Annotated in this window: 23 protein-coding genes and 1 tRNA gene; 15 read left to right on the top strand and 9 right to left on the bottom strand. The window is 66.9% G+C overall.

Translation table 11 applies throughout. The features are described 5' to 3' along the window. Window position 1: 1 nt before the first annotated feature. Window positions 2–226 carry a sulfur carrier protein ThiS gene (thiS, locus tag H607_RS0109025; RefSeq protein ID WP_051240796.1) on the bottom strand — a complete coding sequence of 75 codons (225 nt, stop codon included), beginning with the start codon at window positions 224–226 and terminating at the stop codon, window positions 2–4. Between the two features lie 102 nt (window positions 227–328). On the opposite strand from thiS, the gene H607_RS0109020 reads away from it, so the two are divergent. From H607_RS0109020 to H607_RS0109010, 3 genes are all read left to right on the top strand, one after another. Further along, complete coding sequence (locus H607_RS0109020) at window positions 329–937, top strand: DUF6088 family protein (protein ID WP_028875162.1); 609 nt, start codon at window positions 329–331, stop codon at window positions 935–937. Further along, entirely contained in the window at window positions 930–1,952 is a 1,023-nt protein-coding gene (locus H607_RS0109015) for a nucleotidyl transferase AbiEii/AbiGii toxin family protein (protein WP_028875161.1), read from the top strand. Before H607_RS0109020 ends, H607_RS0109015 begins: the two co-directional genes overlap by 8 nt. Window positions 1,953–1,999: 47 nt before the next feature. Beyond that, window positions 2,000–2,073: transfer RNA gene (locus H607_RS0109010), tRNA-Gly, on the top strand. A 57-nt stretch (window positions 2,074–2,130) separates the two neighbouring features. Here H607_RS0109010 and H607_RS0109005 read toward each other — a convergent pair. Both H607_RS0109005 and H607_RS0109000 read right to left on the bottom strand, forming a co-directional pair. Next, on the bottom strand, window positions 2,131–3,918 hold the full coding sequence (locus H607_RS0109005; RefSeq protein WP_028875160.1) for a GmrSD restriction endonuclease domain-containing protein: 1,788 nt from the start codon (window positions 3,916–3,918) through the stop codon (window positions 2,131–2,133). Window positions 3,919–4,192: 274 nt separating this feature from the next. After that, entirely contained in the window at window positions 4,193–4,699 is a 507-nt protein-coding gene (locus H607_RS0109000; RefSeq protein WP_037990344.1) for a flavin reductase family protein, read from the bottom strand. Between the two features lie 68 nt (window positions 4,700–4,767). Here H607_RS0109000 and mutY point away from each other — a divergent pair, with 68 nt between their 5' ends. The 4 genes from mutY to H607_RS0108975 all read left to right on the top strand — a co-directional run bounded on the left by mutY (window position 4,768) and on the right by H607_RS0108975 (window position 9,002). Then, window positions 4,768–5,973 (top strand): A/G-specific adenine glycosylase, encoded by a 1,206-nt coding sequence (gene mutY / locus H607_RS12425; RefSeq protein ID WP_083962006.1) that lies wholly within the window; start codon window positions 4,768–4,770, stop codon window positions 5,971–5,973. 200 nt (window positions 5,974–6,173) lie between these two features. Next, complete coding sequence (locus H607_RS12420) at window positions 6,174–6,728, top strand: methylated-DNA--[protein]-cysteine S-methyltransferase (RefSeq protein ID WP_051240795.1); 555 nt, start codon at window positions 6,174–6,176, stop codon at window positions 6,726–6,728. After that, window positions 6,721–7,908: an ATP-grasp domain-containing protein gene (locus H607_RS0108980; protein WP_028875158.1), complete on the top strand. Its 1,188-nt coding sequence runs from the start codon at window positions 6,721–6,723 to the stop codon at window positions 7,906–7,908. The genes H607_RS12420 and H607_RS0108980 overlap by 8 nt, the downstream gene beginning before the upstream one ends. Then, on the top strand, window positions 7,905–9,002 hold the full coding sequence (locus H607_RS0108975; protein WP_028875157.1) for a phosphoserine transaminase: 1,098 nt from the start codon (window positions 7,905–7,907) through the stop codon (window positions 9,000–9,002). The genes H607_RS0108980 and H607_RS0108975 overlap by 4 nt, the downstream gene beginning before the upstream one ends. Here H607_RS0108975 and H607_RS12415 read toward each other — a convergent pair. From H607_RS12415 to H607_RS12405, 5 genes are read right to left on the bottom strand one after another with little or no spacing between them, the layout of a single operon-like run. Further along, window positions 8,974–10,149: an ABC transporter substrate-binding protein gene (locus H607_RS12415; RefSeq protein ID WP_051240794.1), complete on the bottom strand. Its 1,176-nt coding sequence runs from the start codon at window positions 10,147–10,149 to the stop codon at window positions 8,974–8,976. The two genes, H607_RS0108975 and H607_RS12415, sit on opposite strands and share 29 nt — an antisense overlap. A 34-nt stretch (window positions 10,150–10,183) precedes the next feature. After that, on the bottom strand, window positions 10,184–11,104 hold the full coding sequence (locus H607_RS12410; RefSeq protein ID WP_051240793.1) for a branched-chain amino acid ABC transporter permease: 921 nt from the start codon (window positions 11,102–11,104) through the stop codon (window positions 10,184–10,186). After that, entirely contained in the window at window positions 11,101–11,946 is an 846-nt protein-coding gene (locus H607_RS0108960; protein WP_028875156.1) for a branched-chain amino acid ABC transporter permease, read from the bottom strand. The genes H607_RS12410 and H607_RS0108960 overlap by 4 nt, the downstream gene beginning before the upstream one ends. After that, window positions 11,943–13,100 (bottom strand): MalY/PatB family protein, encoded by a 1,158-nt coding sequence (locus tag H607_RS0108955; protein WP_028875155.1) that lies wholly within the window; start codon window positions 13,098–13,100, stop codon window positions 11,943–11,945. The genes H607_RS0108960 and H607_RS0108955 overlap by 4 nt, the downstream gene beginning before the upstream one ends. After that, window positions 13,097–13,957, bottom strand: a complete 861-nt coding sequence (locus tag H607_RS12405) for an IclR family transcriptional regulator (protein WP_051240792.1) — start codon at window positions 13,955–13,957, stop codon at window positions 13,097–13,099. The genes H607_RS0108955 and H607_RS12405 overlap by 4 nt, the downstream gene beginning before the upstream one ends. Window positions 13,958–14,099: 142 nt before the next feature. On the opposite strand from H607_RS12405, the gene H607_RS0108940 reads away from it, so the two are divergent. The 3 genes from H607_RS0108940 (at window position 14,100) to H607_RS0108930 (ending at window position 17,074) form a co-directional block, all read left to right on the top strand. Beyond that, the gene (locus tag H607_RS0108940; RefSeq protein WP_028875153.1) at window positions 14,100–15,065 is read left to right on the top strand and encodes an MBL fold metallo-hydrolase; all 966 of its coding nucleotides are present in this window, start codon (window positions 14,100–14,102) and stop codon (window positions 15,063–15,065) included. An 81-nt stretch (window positions 15,066–15,146) separates the two neighbouring features. After that, window positions 15,147–16,820: an FAD-dependent oxidoreductase gene (locus H607_RS0108935; RefSeq protein ID WP_028875152.1), complete on the top strand. Its 1,674-nt coding sequence runs from the start codon at window positions 15,147–15,149 to the stop codon at window positions 16,818–16,820. 20 nt (window positions 16,821–16,840) lie between these two features. Continuing rightward, window positions 16,841–17,074, top strand: a complete 234-nt coding sequence (locus H607_RS0108930; protein WP_028875151.1) for a DUF2783 domain-containing protein — start codon at window positions 16,841–16,843, stop codon at window positions 17,072–17,074. Between the two features lie 13 nt (window positions 17,075–17,087). Here H607_RS0108930 and H607_RS12400 read toward each other — a convergent pair whose 3' ends face one another. After that, on the bottom strand, window positions 17,088–17,996 hold the full coding sequence (locus H607_RS12400; protein WP_037990199.1) for a LysR family transcriptional regulator: 909 nt from the start codon (window positions 17,994–17,996) through the stop codon (window positions 17,088–17,090). A 118-nt stretch (window positions 17,997–18,114) separates the two neighbouring features. On the opposite strand from H607_RS12400, the gene H607_RS0108920 reads away from it, so the two are divergent. The 5 genes from H607_RS0108920 (at window position 18,115) to H607_RS13250 (ending at window position 22,337) form a co-directional block, all read left to right on the top strand. Continuing rightward, window positions 18,115–18,669 carry a VOC family protein gene (locus tag H607_RS0108920; protein WP_028875150.1) on the top strand — a complete coding sequence of 185 codons (555 nt, stop codon included), beginning with the start codon at window positions 18,115–18,117 and terminating at the stop codon, window positions 18,667–18,669. A 22-nt stretch (window positions 18,670–18,691) separates the two neighbouring features. Beyond that, complete coding sequence (locus H607_RS0108915; RefSeq protein ID WP_028875149.1) at window positions 18,692–19,705, top strand: fumarylacetoacetate hydrolase family protein; 1,014 nt, start codon at window positions 18,692–18,694, stop codon at window positions 19,703–19,705. Continuing rightward, the gene (gene maiA / locus H607_RS0108910; RefSeq protein WP_028875148.1) at window positions 19,702–20,355 is read left to right on the top strand and encodes a maleylacetoacetate isomerase; all 654 of its coding nucleotides are present in this window, start codon (window positions 19,702–19,704) and stop codon (window positions 20,353–20,355) included. The genes H607_RS0108915 and maiA overlap by 4 nt, the downstream gene beginning before the upstream one ends. Before the next feature lie 108 nt (window positions 20,356–20,463). Then, window positions 20,464–22,167, top strand: coding sequence for an FAD-dependent monooxygenase (locus H607_RS12395; RefSeq protein WP_083962004.1), 1,704 nt, complete (start codon window positions 20,464–20,466; stop codon window positions 22,165–22,167). Continuing rightward, window positions 22,164–22,337 carry a DUF2783 domain-containing protein gene (locus H607_RS13250; RefSeq protein ID WP_088178260.1) on the top strand — a complete coding sequence of 58 codons (174 nt, stop codon included), beginning with the start codon at window positions 22,164–22,166 and terminating at the stop codon, window positions 22,335–22,337. Before H607_RS12395 ends, H607_RS13250 begins: the two co-directional genes overlap by 4 nt. The last annotated feature ends 24 nt before the right edge of the window (window positions 22,338–22,361 follow it).

Genomic DNA, 22,361 nt, shown 5'->3' with positions numbered 1-22,361 from the left:
TTCAGCCGCCGCCCACGGCGACCACGACTTCGATCGCGTCGCCTTCGGCGATGGCGGTCTGGGCATACAGGCTGCGGGGGACGATCTCGCCGTTGCGCTCGACGGCGACGCGCTTGCCTGCCCAGCCGCGTTCGCGCAGCAGGTCGGCAAGGGTCGTGCCGGCGGGCAGGGAGAGGAGCTCGCCATTCACGCGGCAGGTGAGGGTTGGGGGAATTTCGGCAGACATGGTGAAAAGTGTAGCACGGCCGACTGGAGGTATGGACTTTCCGCACGATTGCTTTTTGTTGGATATTTTGCTATTTTTTCTAACACAAAGAGATTCGTCGCCATGAGCACCGCACAAGCCATCCGTGAGCGTATTGCTGCCCAGCCTGCAGGAGAGCCTTTCACTCCCGCCCTGTTCGCGGGCTTGGGGTCGCGCGCGGCCATCGACCAGACGCTGATGCGTTTGACCCGGCAAGGGGTGATCGAGCGTATCGGTCGTGGGCTCTACGTCGTTCCACAGGTAAGCCGGTTCGGTCTCAAGAGCATGCCCTCGCCCGAGGCGGTGGCGAATGTGGTGGCCGAAGGCGCCCCCATCGAAGTCCATGGGGCCGAAGCCGCACGGCGTTTTGGGTTCAGCACGCAGGTCCCGGCTCAGCCCGTTTTCTATACGACAGGCTCTTCGCGCACCGTGCGCCTGGGCAATCTGCGCGTGCGATTGCAGCGCGTGGCGGCGCGCAAGCTGGTGCTTGCCGGGCGTCCGGCAGGTCAAGCCTTGGCTGCCTTGTGGTATCTCGGGCGAGCGCACGTGAGTCCGGATACCATTGAGCAGATTGCCGCCAGGCTGCCGCCCGACGAGTTCGAGGCGCTGCGCCGTGCCAAGTCTTCGATGCCAGCCTGGATGGTCGAAGCGCTGCGCCGCTACGAAGAACGCAGCGCACCATCGCATGGCTGAATCGTACTTTGCGCTGTCGTTTGACGAGCAGGCCGACCTGCTGCGGTCCTTGGCGTCGCGGATGGGGCGCCGCGCCGAGATCCTCGAAAAGGATCTCTGGCTGTGCCAGGTGCTCGGCATCCTTTTTCGGCTGCCATGCCGCAAACCCATGGCCTTCAAGGGCGGAACATCGCTCTCCAAGGTCTACAAGGTCATCGAGCGCTTTTCGGAAGACATCGATGTCACGATCGACTACCGTAGCCTGGTCACGGACGCGCCCGACCTGGAATCGGTCGCCACCAACAGCCAGCGCCGCAAGTTGTCGGATGCCTTGAAAGCGGCGCTCGAGGCGCACGTGCGCGACGAGCTGTTGCCCGCGTTGCAGTCGGCGCTCGCGGCGTCATTGCCCGGCCATCCTCTTTCTTTTCGGCTGAGCGAAGATGCCGAGAAACTGTGGGTGTTTTATCCTAGCGCCGTCGAGAAGGCGGATGCTTATGTGCGCCCGAGCATCTTGATCGAGTTCGGTGGCCGCAACTCGACCTGGCCGCAAGCACCCCAGACGATCGTGCCCGATATCGCGGAATATGTCCCCGGCCTCGATCTGCCGCGGGCGCAGGTGGCGGTGTTGTCGGCAGTGCGTACCTTTTGGGAAAAAGCCACCCTGATCCACGTCGAATGCCACCGGCCGCTGATCCGGGCTGGAGCCGAGCGGCTCTCGCGCCATTGGTATGATCTGGCTTGCTTGGCCGAGCATGAGATCGGCCGACAGGCCCTGCAGGACATTGACTTGCTACGGGACGTCGTGCGCCTCAAAGCCACGTTCTACCGCAGCGGCCACAGCCGTTACGAACGCTGTATTGCGGGGGAATTGCGCCTCGTTCCGCCCGAGCCCCTTCTCGGGGCGCTGCGGCGAGATTATCAGGCAATGCGGGATGCGCAGATGTTCTACGGTGCGCCCTGGGCGTTCGAGGCGCTCATCGAGCGGCTGCACGCGCTGGAAGACGAAATCAATCGTCGCATGTCCACAAACCTTTGATCGAGCTTGCGCCGATCGCCCGCGCTCGGCTATAATTCGCCGGCTGCGCGGGTGTAGTTCAATGGTAGAACATCAGCTTCCCAAGCTGAGAACGTGGGTTCGATTCCCATCACCCGCTCCACTTCGACTTGCTTCACACCCCTTCGCGGTCGCGGATTACCGGCGGGTTGTGTCGATTTCACACCAAGAGTTCCCTACCAAAAGCCTTGACGGTTTCTTCGCTATCGCGTCCGGGAATGGCTTTGCCCATGGCTTGTTCAATTAGATTCAACAGTGCGGCGGCACGTTGGCAGATGAACGTATCGAAGTCGTCCGACCGGAGAGCCTGCACCGGGATCACATGCGAAGTCAATAATTCATCCAGAATTGCTGGGGCGACCTGTTTGACTTTCTGGATACGGGCGAGGTACACGCTGGGCGCATCGCCGCTGATGAACCGGTTGGTGCTTGCCGCTAGGGGAGTCTTGTTGACCACGCTGTTCCACTTCTCCCTGGGTAGTTTTTGCTTCTCGCACCAGGCTCGGGGGAAGATGTGGTGGATGTCGATTGCGTTGTTGAAGTACGTATTGATGTCAATGGGCGTACCGCTGACGAAATCCCGGCCGCCGTGTTTCATGAGCAAGGCGGCCAGCCCTTTGTAGGCCGCGGCGAGGCGGCTTTGCAGGGAAAGTAACCGCGTTGGCGCGAAGTTGGCATCACGCATAGTGCGAGGTTCGCCGCCGCCGTCTACCCACGCGACAACATCCTGGATGTCCATGACGAAACGGGTCTCATTGGCACCGCCGTAGAGTTCGCCCAGAACACCGCTCCAGTACCAGCGCAGCAACTTCTGTTTGACGCCGTGTTGCGTGGTGCGGTCGGCCAGATGTGCGCAGATGGCCGACAACGGTATGAGCTGCGTAGCATAGGGAAGGCTTCGGTCGTCGAAGATCTTTTCTTCCGCCAGCAACTCAGCCGCTCGCTTGAATCCTTGCTCTAGGGCGGGTCCGAGTGCCTTGAAATCCGTTAGCGACAGTCTTAGCACGTCAGCGCGCTTGCAGCTGATGGGTGTGCCCTGCGCCTTGTGCCGCCGATAGCTGGCCAGAAGCGTCACGGCAGTAAGAAAACTTGTGCCGTCCACTGCCTTGAGTACGTCATGCTGGGCAGTCAGACGATCCCTCCGGTTCTCCCAGTCGTCACGCAGGTTGAATTCATCGGCCGCGAATGTAGCTGTCATTAGCTCGAAAACGGTCAACGTCACGCCACCGGTATTGACTTTCTCGAAGACCTGACACACGGCTTCACGTGGCGTATCCTGGGACAGCTCAATGGCGGGGACCTTGAATTGCTGGAAGCGTAGCCATATTTCGTTGCGGAACCTTTGCATAAACTGCATGGCTTCTGCCGCGAACTGATGATAGGCGCTGAAGCCGCTTTCCCATTCCATGAATCCTTGGAGGTCGAACAGCAACGCCACGGGAAAGAGCCGTTGGCTGTACTGCAAGTCTGGAGTACTGACGTCCAAATCAACCTTGCGGCCGAAGTCGGACGTGACTTTTAATGTCTCGGGAACCGAGAGAACGGCTTCTTCACGATCTGCCGATTCGTCCAGACATTTTGCCATGTCAAGGAAATACAGGCGGTGAATGTTCGCGCCTTTTTCCGAGCGCGTCGGTACAGGTTGGCCGCTTCGCAATGCAAGATACATAGAAGTCAATCGTTGTTGACCATCGAGAACCAAGGTCTTTGGGGGCGGTGCTGGCTGCAAGTTTACGCCAGCGAACAGGCGAGGCTTGAATGGTACTCCGCCTGCTTCCAGAAACATCACGGCGCCAATCGGATAGGACAAAGAAAGGCTGGCGATCAGCGAGCGGATATGGTTGTCATCCCAGACCCATCCACGCTGGAAGTCGGGGAGCTGGATATGCCCTGCTGCAATGCCATCCAGTACATCTTTCAGAGCGGGTTCTGCGGTACGAAAGCTCATCTCTATCCTTATGTCACATGCCAGGTTCGTCGGGTAGCATTTCGGAAAATGCTACCATGTAGCAGTTCTCCTTGCTATCGAATCAGTGAGGATGGCGACCGGTCAATGGCTTCCAGTGGCCGTTGAAAGGCAACTATGGGCACGCATGTGTCGTCAAGCGGGCATGGCCTGGTACACTGACTGACAGTTTATAGTTGGTCGGTGTGTGCGGTCTTGTTTCCAATTACCCGCTCCATGGTTTCCTGCAGGCCCGGCCCCTGCCGGGTTTTTGCGTCTACGGGGCGAGTTCCCGGTAGGTGCCGCCAAAGAAGACGAGGGGCTCGCGGGCGAAGGCGGCGTGGTGGCATACTTCGGCCAGGAACAGCAGGTGGTCGCCGCCGTCGTGGCGTATCGCGTTGCGGCATTCGAAGTGGGCGCAGGCCCCGACGAGCAGGGGCGAGCCGAACGGTCCGGGAAACCATTCCACGCCGGCGAAGCGGTCTTGCGCCGGGCCGGCGAAGCGGTCCGACAGCGCGCGCTGCCCGGCGGAGAGGAGCGAAATGCCGAAGTGGGACGCTTCCTCGAACCACGGCAGCAGGCTCAGGCGCCGCGCCAGGCTGAAGACGACGAGCGGCGGCTCGAGCGAGACCGAGTTGAACGAATTGATGGTCAGACCCAGAGGTGCCCCTTCGGGCGCGCGCGTGGTCAGCACGGCGATGCCCGTGGCGAACTGGCCCAAGGTGCGGCGCAGCTGCCGCGCATCCAGACCGGAGGGCGGAGAAACGGTCGTGGTCGAATCCATCTTGGTGAACCTCTTGTCCGGCATGTGCCGGGTGCATGATGCCGAAACGAGAATGTATCGCAGAAACGATGACAGGCCAAGAGATTCCTTTCCTTCCTGAAAATTCCCGCACCGACGGCCTTGCCGCGACGTTCGCCGCCCGCCTGGTCGACTGGCAGCAGAGCTGCGGCCGGCACGACTTGCCCTGGCAGGGCGATGACCCCTACCGCGTGTGGCTCTCCGAAGTGATGCTGCAGCAGACGCAAGTCCGCACCGTGCTGCCGTATTTCGCCCGCTTCGTGGCGCGTTTCCCCACGGTGGAGACCTTGGCGGCAGCGCCGCTCGACGAGGTGCTGGCGTTGTGGAGCGGGCTTGGCTACTACGCCCGCGCGCGCCACCTGCACGCGGCCGCCCGTCTGTGGGTGGCGCGCTGGCCGGGTACCTGCCCTCAGGGGGCGCAGGAATGGGCGCAGTTGCCGGGCGTGGGGCGCTCGACGGCGGCGGCGATCGCGGCGTTCGTGCAGCGCGAGCGGGTGCCGATCCTCGACGGGAACGTGCAGCGGGTGCTGTGCCGCCTCTTCGCCGTGGAAGCAGATCCGCGCGCGGCGCAGACGGTACGCCGTCTGTGGGATGTCGCCCACGCCCTGCTGCCGCGCGACCCCGACGACATGCCTGCCTACACCCAGGGCATGATGGACCTGGGGGCGCTGGTGTGTACCCGGGCGCGGCCGCGGTGCGACCTGTGCCCGGTGACCGAACTCTGCGCCGCGCATCGCTTGGGGATCGCGGCACAGCTGCCGAGAAAACGGGCACGCGCGCCGGTGCCGGAGCAGGACGTGCGCTGGGGCTGGTACGAGGAGGACGGGGCGGTCTGGCTCGTGCGCCGCGCGCCGCAGGGCATTTGGGGCGGTTTGTGGTGCCTGCCGTCAGCGGACGAGGCGCCGCCGGGCCGCTGGCGCACCGCCGGGGAGATCGCGCGGCTCACCCATCGGCTGACGCATTTCACCCTGAAGATCACCGTGACGCGCTACCTGCCCGAAACGCCGCGGGCAGCGGAACCCGCCGCGGCATGGGGAGAAGAGGCGCGCTGCCTTGCACCGCCCGAGGCGCTGGCGCTGGGTGTGCCGCAACCGCTGCGGCGGCTGCTGGAACGGGCGGCGGATGCTTCGATCGAACACGCCAAGGGGAACATGCGTCGCCTCGGCGTGGCCAAAGGTAAATTCGAGGTCTCGGAGCGCATCGACGAACACGACGAGGACGTCGCGTGTCTGTTCAGAGGAAAGGAAAAACCATAACGCGCGGCGGCAGGATTGCGTTCCTCGTGCTATATGTATTGCACAAGCAAAGGAACCGATCATGTTCGCCATCCGCCTGCCGGAAGACTTGGAAAAGCAGACTCGACGAGCTCGCGCGAGCCACAGGGCCTACGCTTGGGTATTTGGGAAATAGCGCGATGCGGTCTATCGCCACTGAGTCCATTCCCAAGGAACACTCGATGAACGCACCCGATCCGGCGTTTCTCTGCCTTTCCCCCGCGGCGTTCCGGCAGTGCCATGCCGGCGTGCCTCTGCGCTATGGGGTGATCGGCTCGCCGTTCGGCGCGATCCTGCTCGCGCTCACGCCGCAAGGGGTGTGCCGCGCGGAGTTTCTGGAAGAGGGCGAGGCGCCGCAGGCGCGGTGGGAGGCGTGGCGCGCGCGCTGGCCGTGGAGCGTGTGGGCGCCGCTTGCCGCGGATGAATGTGCGGCGCTGGAGGCGCGCTTTCTCGCGCGGGACCTGCCGGTGGTGGTGGAGGGCACGCCTTTTCGCGGGTTGATCTGGCGCGCGCTGCGGCAGACCGAGGCGGGGCAAACCCTCTCTTACGGGATGCTGGCCGAGCGGCTGGGGCGGCCGCAGCTGGCGCGCGCCGTGGGGCAGGCGCTGGGGGCCAATCCCGTGGCCTGGCTCATCCCTTGCCATCGCGTGCTCGATGCCCGTGGCAGCCTGCGGGGGTTTCGGTGGGGGCTCGCGCGCAAGCGAGTGATGCTCGAGTGGGAGGAGAAGAGTGCCTGAACCCCAATCAGGCTATCTCGGCCTGGCCCCTTTTCTGCGCGCGAGCCTGGGGGACGGCGATCTGGCGGCGCTCGCCCGGCAGTGGCTCGATCGGGCCGGGCGGGAGGATACGGCGGCGGCGTGGATGAACCTCGCCACGGCGCTCTTGTGTCTGGGGCAGACGCCGACGGCGCTCGCGGCCCAGCGCGAGGCGTTGGCGCGCGCCCGTACTTATGCCCTGCCGGGGCCGGGCGGGTCGGCGCCGCGGCTGCTGCTGCTGGCGATGCCGGGGTTGCTGTCGGCGAATACGCCGCTCGACTGCCTGCTCGAGGGGCAGGGACTGCAGCTGCTGGTGCATTTCGTCGATCCCGCGGCGCCACTGGCCGAGGCTCTGCCCGAGCACGACGCGCTGATGCTGACGATGGGGGTGAGCGAGGCGGCGCTGCCGGTGCTCGCGGTGCTGCAGGAGCGGCTCGCCGCCTGGCCACGCCCGGTGCTGAATCCGCCGGCGGCGATCGTGCGCACGGAGCGCGCCAGCCTCAGCCAGCTGCTTGCGGACGTGCCGGGGGTGCTCATGCCGCCGACCCGGCGCGTGCCGCGCCCGCTCCTGGAGGCGGCCGCGGTCGGAGCTTGGCCGCAGGGGCTGGAGGCGCCACCTTTTCTGCTGCGTCCGCCCGATTCGCAGGGCGGGCATGGCTTGGCGCGCATCGATACGGGCGAGGCGCTTGCCGCGTATCTGGCGGCGCAGCCGGAGGGGGAGTTCTTTCTCACGCGCTACGTCGATTATGCCGGGCCGGACGGGCGCTTTCGCAAGATTCGCGTGGCTCTGGTCGGAGGACGGGTTTTTCCGGTGCACCTGGCGGTGTCGGAGTACTGGATGGTGCATTACGTCAATGCCGGCATGTACGGCGATGCCGCCAAGCGGGCGCAGGAGGCGGCGTTCTTTCGCACGTTTGCCGCATTCGCCCACCGGCACGCGCCGGCGTTCTCGGCGCTATCCGAACGGCTGGGGCTCGATTATTGCTGCGTGGATCTGGCCGAGACGGCCGACGGGCGGTTGCTGATCTTCGAGGCCGATCCGGCGATGGTGGCGCACGCGATGGAACCGGGGGCGGAATTCGCCTACCGGCGCGAGGGGATCGCACCGCTGCGCGAAGCGTTCATCCGCTGGGTGCGCGGCCGTCTGGAGGAGAGGGCATGACGCTGTCGGCGAACGCGCGCAATTTCTCCGGCGGGCCGGGGGCGTTGCCCGAAACGGTGCTGCTGCAGCTCAAGGAGGCGATGATCGCCGTGCCGGAGGTGGGGTTGTCGGTGCTGGGCATCAGCCATCGTTCGGACTGGTTCGCGGCGGTGGTGGCGGAAGTGGAGGCGCGCCTCGAGGCGTTGCTCGCGCTGCCGCCGGATTTTCATGTCCTGCTGCTGCAGGGCGGCGGCACGCTGCAGTTTGCCATGGTGCCGCTCGCGCTCGCGCGGGGTGCCGACGTGCCGGCCGAGTACCTGCACGCGGGGTATTGGAGCGGCAAGGCGATCGCCGAAGCGAGGAAGGTCGCGCCGGTGCGGGTGGTGTGGAGCGGCGAGGCCGAGGGGTTCCGCCGGCTGCCGGACGACGATGAACTCGTCTTCGATCCGCGCGCGCCCTATCTGCACGTGGTGACCAACGAGACGGTGGAGGGGTTGCAGTTCCACCGCCTGGTGGGGCTCGAGGAGGTGCCGCGGGTGGCCGACATGTCGTCGGATTTTCTCTCGCGTCCGTTCGATGCCGGACGCTACGCGCTCATCTATGCCCATGCGCAGAAGAATCTCGGCCCGGCGGGGGTGACGGTGGTGCTGGTGCGCGAGGCGGTGCTCGAGCGCGCGCCCGAGGGCTTGCCGGCCATGCTGGACTACCGTGCGCAGGCCAAGGCGCATTCGATCCTCAACACGCCGCCGGTGTTTGCCATCTATGCCGTGCTGCTGGTGCTGCGCTGGCTCATGGACGAGATCGGCGGGCTCGAGGCGATGGCGGCGATCAACCGCGCCAAGGCCGAGCGCCTCTACGGCGTGCTCGATGCGAGCGACGGATTCTACCGTCCGCGGGCGCGGCGCGAGGATCGTTCGCTCATGAACGTGGTCTTCGACCTGCCGAGCGAAGCGCTGCGCGCGGCTTTTCTCGACGAGGCGAAGCGTGCGGGTTTTTCGGGGCTGGCCGGACACCGTGCGCTGGGCGGCATCCGCGCCTCGCTCTACAACGCGGTGACGCTGGAGGCGGTCGAGGCGCTCGCCGATTTCATGGAGACGTTCCGGCGGCGGCATTAGCGGGTTCGTCCAGGCGCTCCAGCGATACCCAGCGTCCGTGCTCGATGCGGGTGAGCTCGCCGCCCGTGCGCTGACCGAGATGCTCGGTGGGCGAGAATCGGTAGCGCGGGCTGCCGAATAGGTCTCCGGGATAATCGAGCCGTTCGAGCGCTTGGGCGATCGCCGCCGGCGTGGGTTCGGCCGCCGTGGCGATGGCGCGTACCAGGAGTTCGGCGGCGACGTAGCCCATGGCCGACCAGACGTTGGCTTCCGTTCCGTAGCGGTCGCGGTAGGCGTCGAGCCAGGCGAGCAGCTCGGGCGAGGCGCCCTCGCGATAGGGGATGCGGATGGGGTTGGTGACGCCGTAGAGCCCCTCGACGGCGGCCCCGCCCAGGGCGTGCGTCTGATCCGAATAGGCCGAGGCCGAGGTGAGGAAGAGCGGTTTCCAGCCCATCTCGTCGGCGGTGCGCAGGATGGCGACGGTTTCGCGCACCAGCGTGCCCAGTGCCACGAGTTCGCAGCCCGCCTCGCGCAAGCGGGCGATCTGGCCGGTGAAGTCGGTGGCGCCGCGCGCGTGCCGCGCTTCTCGGGTGAGGGGAAGCCCCGCGCGCTCGAGCCCGGCGCGCACGCCGGCGCTCACTTCCTCGCCGAATTCGTCGTCCTGCACCAGGGTACACACGCGCCGCACCTGGGGGTGACGGCGCAACACGGCGCGCACGGCGGGGTCCATGTAGCTGCGATAGGGCGCGTAGATCTGGAATTTCAGGGGGTGCAGCGGCGCGTAGGTGGCTTCGTGCGGCGAGAAGGGGAAGAGATGCAGCCGCTCGCGGCGCAGGATCTCGGGCATCGTCGCCAGCACCACCGGCGTGCCCAGGTTCGAGAGAAAGGCGATCGCGCCGTCGCGGTCGATGAGCTTGCGCGCCGCGAGGATGGCCCGCTTGGGATCGTAGCCGGTGTCCTCGGCCAGTAGTTTCAGGGTGATTCCCGGCAGTTCGCCGCGTGCGTTCGCTTCGGCGAAACGCATCTCCATGCCGTTTTTAACCGGCACGCCCAGGAGCGCCGCCGGCCCCGAGAGATCGAGCAGCGCCCCGACGGTGAGCACCCGTTCGGCGCGAACCGGGGTCGTGACCAAGGCAAGGAGCATGGTGACGAGGACAAGGATGCGCATTATTTTCGCCAAATTTCTTTGAATATCTGCGATTTTAGTTCATTTTACGGAAAACTGTGACGAAGACGACGGCCAGTCCCAACACCAGAGGGTTCCAGCCGCCGAGTTCACCGACGAGCGGGCGCAGGCGATCGGCGAGTTCGGGCAGGGCGACGAAGGCAAGGCTCGCCAGCACGATCCCGGCCGGACGGCGCAGGCCGCCGAGGAAGGCGATGACGAGGAGTTCGAAGGAGAGGGGCAGGCCAAACTGCTCCGGGCTGATGAAACCCAGCGTCTGCGCGTAGGCTGCCCCGCCCAGGCCGCCGCACAGGCCGGCGGCGACGAAGGCGAGCCGCCGCAGACCGCCCACGTCCAGGCCGAGGGCGAGCGCCGCCTCCGGCGCCTGGGCGAGCGCGCGCCAGGCGCGCCCGAGCGTGGCGCGATCGAGCCGATAGAGCAGCAGCACGGCCAGGCCGAGGCACAGCGTGGAGAAGACGAGTGCCGTGCCGGCTTCGTCGAAGGCGCTCAGCGGCGGCGGGGCGACGAAACGGCCGGCGGTGCCGCCGGTGAAGGCGACGGCACGCATCGCCAGCACTTCGGCGATGACGGCACAAGCCATGCTTGCGAGCGCGAGCGGCAGGCCCGAGAGGCGGCGCGCCGGCAGCGCCATGGCGGCCCCGGCCAACGCCCCGGCCGCGGCGGCGGCCACGAGTGCGAGCGGCAGCGACTGAGGGGCGAGCGCGGCCCAGGTGTAGGCGCCGGCGGCCATCGCTGCCCCTTGCCCGAGGCAGACCTGGCCGGCGCGCCCGTGGACCAGGGCGAGCCCCAGGGCGGCCGTGGCCATGGCGGCCGCGAGCGCGAGCAGATGGGCGAAATAGCGCGCTCCGCCGCTCGATCCGAGCGCACCCACGGCGAACACGAGGAGGGCCGCAAGCAGCAGCCCGCGCTGGCGCGGAGGCGGAAGAAAACGGCTCATGGCGCCGCCGCGCGCTCCCGCGGCAGGGCGAGCAAGGCGGCGATGAGCACGAGCTGCAGCAAGAGCTCCTTGCCGCCGGGCGGAAGTTGCCAGGCGGCGATCGCCTCGATCACGCCGAGCGCCACGCCCGCGGCGAGCACCGTGGGGCCCGGTTTCATGCCTCCCAGGACGGCGGCGGGGAAGGCGTTGAGCGCGAGGCTGCCCAGATCGGGATGCACGAAGGTGACCGGGGCGGATGCAAGCCCCGCGGCCACGGCGAGCGCCGTGCCCACGCCCCAGGCTTGCCGTCGCAGCCGGGCGACGTCGATGCCGAGCCGTTCGGCGGTTACGGCATCCTCGGCGCTCGCGCGCACGCGCCGCCCCCAGGTAGTGCCCCGGAGCAGCAGGGCAAAGGCCGCGGCCACGCCGGCGGCGGCGAGCATCACCGCCCATTGGCGCGCCGCCAGCCCCAGCCAGCGCCCCTCGCCCACCCAGTCGAAGCGATACCAGCCCTGCGTGGCGGCCGGCAGGCTCAGGAGTACGCCGCGCAGCGCGAGCCCCAAGCCGAAGGTGGCGAGCGTCGCCACCCAGGGCGCACGCGCACGCACCGGTTCGAGGGCGAAGCGCGCCGCCAGCGTCCCGAAAGCGTAGCCGGCGGTGATCGCCCCGAGGGCGGCGAGCGCGAGCGGCGCGCCCAGTGCGACGAGCCCCACCGCCACATAGGCGCCGGCGGCCATCGCCTCGCCCTGCATGAAGGAGAGTACGCCGGTGGCGCGGTAGAGGAAGGCGAGGGAGAGCGCCGTCAGGCCGTAGAGGCAGCCTTGAGCGGCGCCGCCGAGCACGACCTCCGGTGCGAGGCTCATGGCCGTCGGCGCGCGGCCTCGACCGCCCGGGCAAAGCGCCGCAGCCCCTCGGCGAGGCGCGAGCGCGGGCAGCCGAGATTCATGCGCACGAATCCGGGGGCGCCAAAGGCCGCGCCATCGGAAAGCCCCAGGCCATGTGCCTCGAAGTGCGCTGCCGCATCCTCGAGCCCCAGGCTGCGCACGTCGATCCACAAGAGATAGGTCGCTTCCGGCTCGGCCACCGGCACATCCAGCGCCCGGATCGCTTCCAGGGCAAACGCCGCATTTGCGCGTACATACTCGAGGAGCGCCTCGCGCCAGGCCCAGCCGTCGCGGTAGGCCGCCTCTGCGGCGACCAGACCGAAGAGATTGGGCGAAGAGGGGATGCGCCCGCGCAGCGCCCGGCGGTAACGCGCACGCAGCGCCTCGTCCGGAATCACGGCGAAGGCGCATTGCAGCGCAGGAACGTTCCACGTCTTGGAAGGGGCGAAGAGGGTGATCGTGCGCGCGGCCACTTCGGGGGCCAGCGTGGCGATGGGGCGGTGGCGCCGCTTGCGCGTGAGCACCAGACCGGCGTGGATGTCGTCACTCACCAGGATCGCGTCGTGGGCAAGCGCGAGTTCGGCCAGCCAGGCCAGTTCTTTTTCGTCCCACAGCCGCCCCGTGGGATTGTGCGGGTGGCAGAGCAGCAAGGCGCCGACGTCGCCCGGTGCGAGGGCCGCGGCCATGGCCGCCTCGTCGTGCACCCAGCGCCCCTCGGCGCACACCAGATCGACCGCGCGCAGGCGTTTGCCGACGTTGGCCGGCGCGGCGAGGAAAGGCGGATAGACCGGCGTGTGCGTGACGATGGCCTCGCCCGGGGCGACGGCGCAGCCGAAGTGAAAGCCCGGGATCACCCCCGGCAGCCACACGAGCCATTCGGGGGCGACCGTCCAGCCATGATCGCGCTCGATTCCGGCACACACCGCTTCCACGAGCGAAGGCCAAGGGTCGGTGTAGCCATACACCGGGTGCGCGAGCCGGCGCGCCAGGGCCTCACGGATCTCGGGCGCGACGGCGAAGTCCATGTCGGCCACCCACATGGGAATCACGTCGCGCCCGGCGTAGCGCCCCCATTTCTCGCCGGGGATCGTTGAGCGGTCGGGAGCGGAGTCGAAGTCGTAGGTGGGGCTCATGCGGCGGGCTCCTTGCCTGGCGCCGCTCCGGAGGTCTCTTCGGACTGAGGCGGTTTGCCGCCGATGCGCGCGGTGATGTCGGCGACGGCGCGGCGCATGGCCTGAGCGAGCGGCCCTTCCCAGGAAGCGTCGAAACGGCTCTCCGGGCCGAGCATGGTGAGCGCCAGCGTCAGATGCCCGAAGGCGTCGAACACGGGGGCGGAGAAGGCATTGATGCCCGGGATCGGATGGCCGAGCACGCGCGCCATGCCGTGGCGGCGCACTTCTTCGAGCGTCTCGTTGACGAAGGACCGCGACAGACGCAAAGGCTCGCGCCCGCCCGAGAGGCGTTCGAGCTCGCGCTCGATGAGCGGGCGGGTGAGGCGCGCAGGAAGATAGGCGGCGAAGACGCGGCCGGTGGCGGTGGTGAGCAGCCCCATCACGGTGCCGGGGCGCATGTTCACGTGGATGGCGCGGGCCGATTCCTCGATGGCCACCACCGTGGCGCCGACGTTGCCCCACACGGCGATGGCTACGTTCTGTTCGGTCTCGTCGGCGAGGCGGGCGGAGACTTCCACGGCCGCACGCAGCGGATTGAGACCCTGCAAGGCGGTGAGCCCCAGGCGCAGGGCGAAGGGGCCCAGTTTGTAGCGACCGGTGAGCGGATCCTGCTCCACCAGGCCGAGTTTGCCGAAGCTCACCAGATAAGGGTGGGCCTTGGCCGGGGACATGCCGGCAGCTGCGGCCAGATCGCGCAGCATCATCGGCGCACCATGCGCTTCCAGTGCGGCGAGCAGCGCCCCGCCGACCTCGATCGACTGGATGCCGCGGCGCTCGCGCACGCCGTTCTCCGGCGCGAGGGGTTCGTTTCGTTCCATGCGGATCTCGTGTAGTCAAACGCGCTTCGGGCATCAATCATAGCCCGAAACGTTGGCATGATCGAAATTCACCATGAACGAATCGATTGACACATGATGAATCACGTGCCAAGATAAAACGCATCGACAGGAGGAGCGATCCATGAATGCCAAAGCCTTTGCCTCGGTGGCCGACCTCGAAGAGAAACCGGTTTCGTTCGAACGCCTCTCCGAACACGCCTGGGCCTACACCGCCGAAGGTGACCCCAACACCGGCGTGGTGATCGGCGACGACTCGGTGATGATCATCGATGCCACCGCCACCCCCGTGATGGCCAAATCGGTGATCGCCAAGGTGCGCGAAGTCACCGACAAGCCGATCAAATACGTCGTGCTCACGCACTACCATGCGGTGCGCGTGCTCGGCGCTTCCGGCTATCGCGACGAGGGGCTGGAGCACATCATCGCCAGCTACCCCACCTACGAGCTCATCCGCGAGCGCGGCCAGCAGGACATGGAATCCGAGATCGGACGTTTTCCCCGGCTCTTTCGCGCGGTGGAGAGCATCCCCGGGCTCACCTGGCCCACGCTCACCTTCAAGGAAGAAATCACCCTGTGGATGGGTTCGCTCGAAGTGCGCATCCTGCACCCGGGCGCCGGGCACACCAAGGGGGACACGGCGGTCTGGCTGCCGCAGGAGCGCGTGCTCTTCTCCGGCGACCTGATCGAAGCCGAAGCCGCCTGCTATACGGGCGATGCCTACCTTGCCGACTGGCCGGCCACCCTGGATCGGCTCGAAGCGCTGCAGCCGGCCAAGGTGGTGCCGGGGCGCGGGCCGGCGCTCAAGGACGAGGCGGCGGTGCGCGCGGGGTTCCAATACACGCGCGACTTCGTCACCACGCTCTATCGCTGCGCCCAGGAGGCGGTGGCGCGCGGCTACGATCTCAAGAAAACCATGGAATACACCCGCAGCGTGATGGACCCGAAGTTCGGCCACGTCTTCATCTACGAGCATTGCCTGCCGTTCGATGTCACCCGTGCCTATGACGAGGCGAGCGGCATCCGCGATCCGCGCATCTGGACCGCCGAGCGTGACCGGCAGATGTGGCACGCGCTGCAAGAAGGCTGAAACGGGAAAAGCAGAGGCGCGGCCACGCAGCCGCGCCCGCGAGAGACGAGGGCGAAGACCACGCCAAAGGAGGAGGAAACCGTGCTGAAGACCTATCAGTATCCCAAGTTCCCGTTCGTGCGTCCAGCCGAGCTGGATTCCCCGCAAACCCGGCACGTGCCGGTGATCGTGGTCGGTGCCGGGCCGGTGGGCCTGAGCGCCGCCATCGACCTCGCGCAGCGCAACATCCCGGTGGTGCTGCTCGACGAAGACGACACCGTGAGCATCGGCTCGCGCGGCGTGTGCTACGCCAAGCGTGCCCTCGAGATCCTCGACCGCTACGGCGTGGGCGAGCGCGTGGTGCAAAAAGGCGTGTCGTGGAACGTCGGCCGCACTTTCTTCCGCGACGAGGAAGTCTTTCGCTTCAACCTGGTACCGGAGCCCGATCATCACCGTCCCGGCATGGTGAACCTGCAGCAATACTATCTCGAAGAATACCTGATCGACCGCGCCCGCGAGCTACCCAACATCGATCTGCGCTGGAAGAGCACCGTGATCGGTGTCACGCCCGGCGAAGACGCCGTCACGGTGCGCGTCGAGACGCCCGCCGGGGCCTATGCCCTGTCCTGCGACTGGCTGATCGCCGCCGACGGTGCGCGCAGTCCCATCCGGCGCATGCTCGGCCTGGACATCGAAGGCAAGATCTTCATGGACCGGTTCCTCATCGCCGACGTCGTCATGAAGGCCGACTTCCCGCCGGAGCGCTGGTTCTGGTTCGACCCGCCGTTTCACCCCGGTCAGTCCGTATTGCTGCACCGCCAGGCCGACGACGTGTGGCGCATCGACTTCCAGCTCGGCTGGGACGCCGATCCGGAGGAAGAGAAGAAACCCGAGCGCGTCATCCCCCGCATCCGCGCCATGCTCGGTGACGACCGCGAATTCGAGCTCGAATGGGTGAGCGTCTACACCTTCCAGTGCCGCCGCATGAAGCGCTTCAACCATGGGCGCGTGCTCTTCGTCGGCGATTCGGCGCACCAGGTCTCGCCCTTCGGGGCGCGTGGCGCCAATTCCGGCATCCAGGACGTCGACAACCTCGGATGGAAGCTCGAACTGGTGATGCAGGGCAAGGCGCCCGCGGCCCTGCTCGATACCTATAGCGACGAGCGCACCTACGCCGCCGACGAGAACATCCGCAACTCCACGCGCTCGACCGACTTCATCACCCCCAAGGGCAACGTCAGCAAGACGTTCCGCAATGCCGTGCTCGGTCTGGCCCGGCACCACCCCTTCGCCCGGGGGCTGGTCAATTCCGGCCGGCTGTCGGTGCCCTCGTTCTATGTCGACTCCCCCCTCAATACGCCCGATGCCGACGCCTTTGCCGGCCGCATGGTGCCCGGCGCGCCGATGGACGATGCCCCCGTGGCCGCTGCCGGCGGCGGCTCGCCCTGGCTGCTGCCGCACTTCGGTCAGGGATTCCGGCTCATGATCGCGCTCGACGATGCGGCCGCGCTCGATGCCGCCACCGCCGAAGGGCTCGCCGCCCTGCGCCGTGGGGCGATTCCCGTCGAGCCTATCGTCATCGCCCGCGAGGGTGGCGCGCCCGGCGGCATCGAGACCCTGCACGACGTCAAGGGGAGAGTGCGCGAGCGCTACGACCTGCAACCGGGCACCGTTTATCTCGTTCGCCCCGATCAGCACGTCGCCGCCCGCTGGCGCCGCTTCGACCCTGCCGCGATCGAGGCCGCGCTGCGCCGTGCCAGCGGTCAGCGTGCCTGAATGCAAGAGAGGAGGAGAGGATGATGATCACTCTGGAATACAATTTCCGCGAACCCCGTACCCGCACTTTCTACGGGTATGAAGCGGGCGATGCTTTCTACGAGGCGCTCATCGAGGCGCACCGCGACCTCGACGAGGAACAGAGCGCTCTGGTGAACGCCCGCCTCGTGCTGCTGCTCGCCAACCACGTCGGCGACGTCGATCTGCTGCGCGAGGCGATCCGTCTCGCGCGCGAAGACGTCGTGGGCGGCTGAGGCGCGGCCGGGGCTACACCCTGGCCGCGGTGCCGTTGCCGACGAAGCGCCGCAGATGGATGTGGAACGCCTCGGCGGCCGGAGACAGCGCCCGGCCGTGTCGCGTGAAGACGAAGAACCGGCGATGCACGTCCGGCTCGGTCAGGCGCCGCATTTCCAGGCCATAGCGGCGCACCATCGGCTCGGCATAGGAGACGCAGATCGTCACCCCCAGACCGATCGACACCATGCCGAGCGCCGTCGACATGAATGCCACGGTCGTATCCGGATGCAGGTCGAGGTCGCGCACCGCCTCGTGCAGATCCCGCGAAAGCTTTTCCGTGAATTGCCCCTGCAGGGTGATGAGGGGAAACTCCGCCAGTCGCCGCCAAGGCACCGCCTCCTGCGCTGCGAGCGGATGACCCGGCGGGAAGACAACGTGAAAGGGCTGCGCGAAAAGCAGTTCGGCTCCGATCTCGCCGGGCACGTCCCGCTCCGGCCCGATCCCCAGATCGGCTTCCCCCGAGAGCACGCACGACGGCACCGACTCCACGCCGCAATCGATGAGCCGGATCGTCACGTGGGGAAATGCGCGCATGAAACTCGCGAGCACGTCCGGCAGCAGGGTGGCCGCCATCAGCTGTGGCGCGGCGATACGCACGATGCCGCGCCTGAGCGCCTTGAGCGTGGTCACCTCGTGCAGCACGGCGTCCAGATCGGCGAGGATCTTTTCCACCAGCGGATAGAGTTCCCGCCCCACTTCGGTGAGCTGCACCCGCCGCGTGCTGCGGTCGAAGAGCTGCACGCCCAGCGAGTTCTCCAGCTCCTTGATCGACCCGCTCAGGGCCGACTGCGTGGTGTACAGATGTTCGGCGGCGACGGTGAAACTGCCGAATCGCGCGACCGCGAGAAAGGCGCGCAACTGGCGCAGGGTGACATTCATCGTCGCGTCCGATAAATCAATCGAAAAAAACCGTTGATACTATAAGTTTTTCGGCAATACAATGCAAGCATGACTGATGGCCGGAGGAGTCATCCGGCCCCACACGGAGGAAGACACCATGGCACTCATCCAGAAAATCCACCACGCCGCCTACCGCTGCAAGGACGCCCTCGAAACCGCCCGCTGGTATGAAAAATACCTCGGCATGAAACTGATCCTGTCGATCGCCGAAGACCAGGTCCCCTCGACCAAAGAGCCGGATCCGTACATGCACATCTTTCTCGATGCCGGCAACGGCAACGTGCTCGCCTTCTTCGAGCTGCCCACCCGTCCACCGATGGGCCGGGATCCGAACACGCCGGCGTGGACGCAGCATCTCGCGCTCGAAGTCGCCTCGATGGACGATCTGCTCGCGGCGAAGGAGCGCCTCGAAGCCGACGGTATCGAAGTGATCGGCCCGGTCGATCATGCCCTCTTCCAGTCCATCTACTTCTTCGACCCGAACGGGCACCGGATCGAGCTCGCCTGCAACACCCTGCGGCCCGGCATGCTCGAGGCACTCGACGCAGTGAAATGGGAAATGCTGGAAGAGTGGTCGAAGACGAAGAAAGCGCCCAAGCACGCGCGCTGGATGCACGACGGCCGCTACAAAGAGATGTTCCCGCTCGCCTGAGCTCCACGGAGATTCCCGACCGATGAAACTCGCCACGCTCAAAGACGGCGGCCGCGACGGCACCCTCGTCGTCGTCAGCCGTGACCTCGGCCGCTGCCACCCCGTCGGCGCCGTCGCCCGCACGCTGCAGGAGGCGCTCGATCGCTGGGACGAAGTGCGCGACGACCTCGCGCTCGTCGCCGGGCTGCTCGAACGCGGTGCCCTGAAAGATGCGCGTCCGTTCGACCCCGCCGCCTGCCACAGCCCGCTGCCGCGCGCCTACCAGTGGGCCGACGGCTCGGCCTATCTCAACCACGTGGAACTCGTGCGCAAGGCACGCGGCGCGGAAGTACCCGCCTCATTCTACGACGATCCGCTGATGTACCAGGGCGGTTCCGACAGTTTCATCGGGCCGTGCGACGACATCGTCGCCGACGAATCCTGGGGGATAGACTTCGAGGCCGAAGTGGCGGTGATCACCGGCGACGTGCCGATGGGCATCGACCCTAAGGCCGCGCTCGAGACGATCCGCCTGGTGCTGCTCGTCAACGACGTCACCCTGCGCAACCTCGTGCCCGGCGAGCTCGCCAAAGGCTTCGGCTTCTTCCAGTCCAAGCCCGCCTCCAGCTTCAGCCCGGTGGCGGTCACCCCCGACGAACTGGGCGAGGCCTGGCGCGACGGCAAGCTGCACCTGCCGCTCGAAGTCCAATACAACGGCCGCCCCTTCGGCCGACCCAATGCCGGCATCGACATGACCTTCGACTTCGGACGCCTCATCGCCCACGCCGCCAAAACGCGCGAGATGGAGGCCGGCAGCATCGTCGGCTCGGGCACCGTCTCCAACAAGCAGGGCGGACTCTACGGCTCCAAGATCGAGAACGGCGGCGTGGGCTACTGCTGCATCGCGGAAGTGCGCATGTACGAGACCATCGAATCGGGCGCGCCGCAGACGCCCTTCATGCGCCACGGCGACACGGTTGAGATCGCCATGCACGACGCCAACGGCGCGTCGATTTTCGGCAGCATCCGCAACCGGGTGAGGGGGTTGGGGAAATGAAACTCTACACCTACTTCCGCAGTTCCGCCGCCTATCGCGTGCGCATCGCGCTGGCGCTCAAGGGGCTGGAGTACGAGGCGGTGCCGGTGCATCTGCTGCGCGACGGCGGCGAGCAGCACCGGCCGGAATACCGGGCGATCCATCCCGGGGGATTGGTGCCGGCGCTGCAGACCGACGGGGGCGAGGTGCTGGTGCAATCGCTGGCCATCATCGAATACCTCGAAGAAACCCATCCCGAGCCGCCCCTGTTGCCGCCCGACCCGCTGGGGCGGGCGCGGGTGCGCGGCCTGGCGCTGACGATCGCCTGCGACACGCATCCGCTCAACAACCTCGGCGTGCTGCGCTACCTCACCGAACGGCTCGGCGTGAGCGAGGAGCAGAAACTCGACTGGATCCGGCACTGGATCGAACGGGGGCTCGACACGTTCGAACGGCTGCTCGACGATCCCCGTACCGGCCGCTTCTGCCACGGCAACACCCCCACGCTGGCCGACTGCTGCCTCGTGCCGCAGGTCTTCAATGCCCGGCGCTACGAGTGTTCGCTGGACACCTTTCCGCGCATCCGCGCCATCGTGGACGCCTGCGAGGCGCTGCCCGCGTTCCGGCAAGCGGCCCCCGCCTGCCAACCGGACGCGCCGCAGCCCGCCTGAGGGCAGGTCGCGCCATTCACAAAACAGGGCGGCACCGATCGCCCTTTCGTGGCGCACCCGGCCGTGCGCTCGCGGAGATCCATTTGCGACCGAACCAGGGAGGGGGAGATGCACCAACCAAACGCTGAACCGCGCAAGTCCGTCTATTACCGCTATCGAGTCTTTCCGCCCTATCTGCCCCGTGAAACCGAGCCCCGCCAGAAAGTCGTCATCGTCGGCGCCGGACCGGTGGGCATGACGCTGGCACTGCTGCTCGCCCGCTACCGCGTCCCCAGCGTCATCCTCGACTCGGAAGTGCAGGTGAGCGAGGGCAGCCGCGCCATCGTCTATACGCGCCGCTCGATGGAGATCCTGCAGCAGGCGGGCGTGGCGCGCCGCATCGCCGAAATCGGGCTGCCGTGGCGCTTCGGCAACTCCTACTATCGCGGGCAGCGGGTATTCCGCATGGAGGCGCCGCACGACGAAGACAGCCGTTTCTACCCCATGATCAACCTGCAGCAGCAATACCTCGAAGAGTTTCTTCTCGACGAGGTGTGTCGCAGCGGCCTCGTCGAAGTGCGCTGGGGCAACAGGCTCATCGGTCTGAGCCAGCGCGACGACGGGGTGGAGGCGCGCATCGACACGCCGCTGGGGGAATATACCCTCTCGACCGACTGGCTCGTCGCCGCCGACGGTGCCCGCTCGAGCGTGCGCAGCCTCCTGGGGCTGTCGCTGGTCGGGGATTCCTACGCCGGGCGCTTCGTGATCGCCGACATCAAGATCGACCTCGATCTGCCCACCGAGCGGCTCGCCTTCTTCGATCCCGAATGGAATCCCGGCAATACCGTGCTGATGCACCGTCAGCCCTTTGGTATCTGGCGCATCGACTTCCGTCTGCCGGAGGGCGAAGAGCCGCAGGAGGCGCTGCGCTTCGAGATACTCAAGGCGCGCATCGACGCGCACCTCGAGATGATCGGCTACGAAGGCAAATCCTGGGAGCTCGACTGGTGCTCGGTCTATTCCGCCCGTGCCCTCACGCTCGAAAACTACGTCCATGGCCACGTCGTCTTCGCCGGCGACGCGGCGCACGTACTGCCCATCTTCGGCGTGCGCGGTGCCAACACCGGATTCCAGGATGCGTTCGACCTCGCCTGGAAACTCGCCTTCACGCTGCACGGCTGGTCCGGCCGCTCCCTGCTCGCCTCCTATTCCGAAGAACGCGTCGGTGCCGCCAAGGAGATCATCGAGGAGGCTGGACGCAGCACGCGCTTCATGACGCCGCCCACCACGGGCCATCGCACGATGCGCGACGCGGTGCTCTCGCTCTCGCTGAAGAACGGGTTCGTCGGGCCGCTCTTTCACTGGCGCACGTCGCGCCCGCACGTCTATGCGCACTCGCGCCTCAACGCGCGCGACGACGATCAGGCGCTTTTCCTCGAAGGGCCAGTCGACGGCGCGCCGATCCCCAACGTCAAGCTCGGGCTCGATGATTTCCTGCTCGATCACTGGGACGAATCGATCCACCTGCTCGTCTTCACCGAACGTGAAGCGCTGCCAGCCGACGTCACGGCGCTGCTGCAGCGCCTGCGGGCGCGGGGCGTGCCGCTGCGGCTGCTCGCCATCAGCCTCGGCCGGGACCACGTCGAGGGCGCCGACCTGACGCTGCCCGATCCCGAGGGCCGCTGCTGGCGCAAATACGGCGCAAGTGTCGACGGCGCGACCTACCTCGTGCGTCCCGACCAGCACGTCGCCGCCCGCTGGGGCAACTGCGCCGTTCATCGCATCGCCCCCGTCCTGGAACGGCTCGTCAACCGCTTGGGAGAGTCCGCATGAACATCGCCGATCTGGAACGAATCTACGACCTCCTGGCCGAGGCGATCGACGCCGTCCCCGAAGACAAGGTCCGCCTCTTCCTCGCCAAATTCGCCCTGCTCGCCGCCCATGCGCTGGATGATGCGCAGCAGGTGGCCGCGCTCATCGAAAACGCCAGGACGGATTTGTGAAGGAAGGGGCGAGAGGGCGATATC

Source organism: Tepidiphilus margaritifer DSM 15129, from assembly GCF_000425565.1.
GTDB classification, from domain to species: Bacteria; Pseudomonadota; Gammaproteobacteria; order Burkholderiales; family Rhodocyclaceae; genus Tepidiphilus; species Tepidiphilus margaritifer.
Note: the sequence above shows the minus strand (reverse complement) of the source record. Positions and strands in the feature narration are given on the sequence as shown.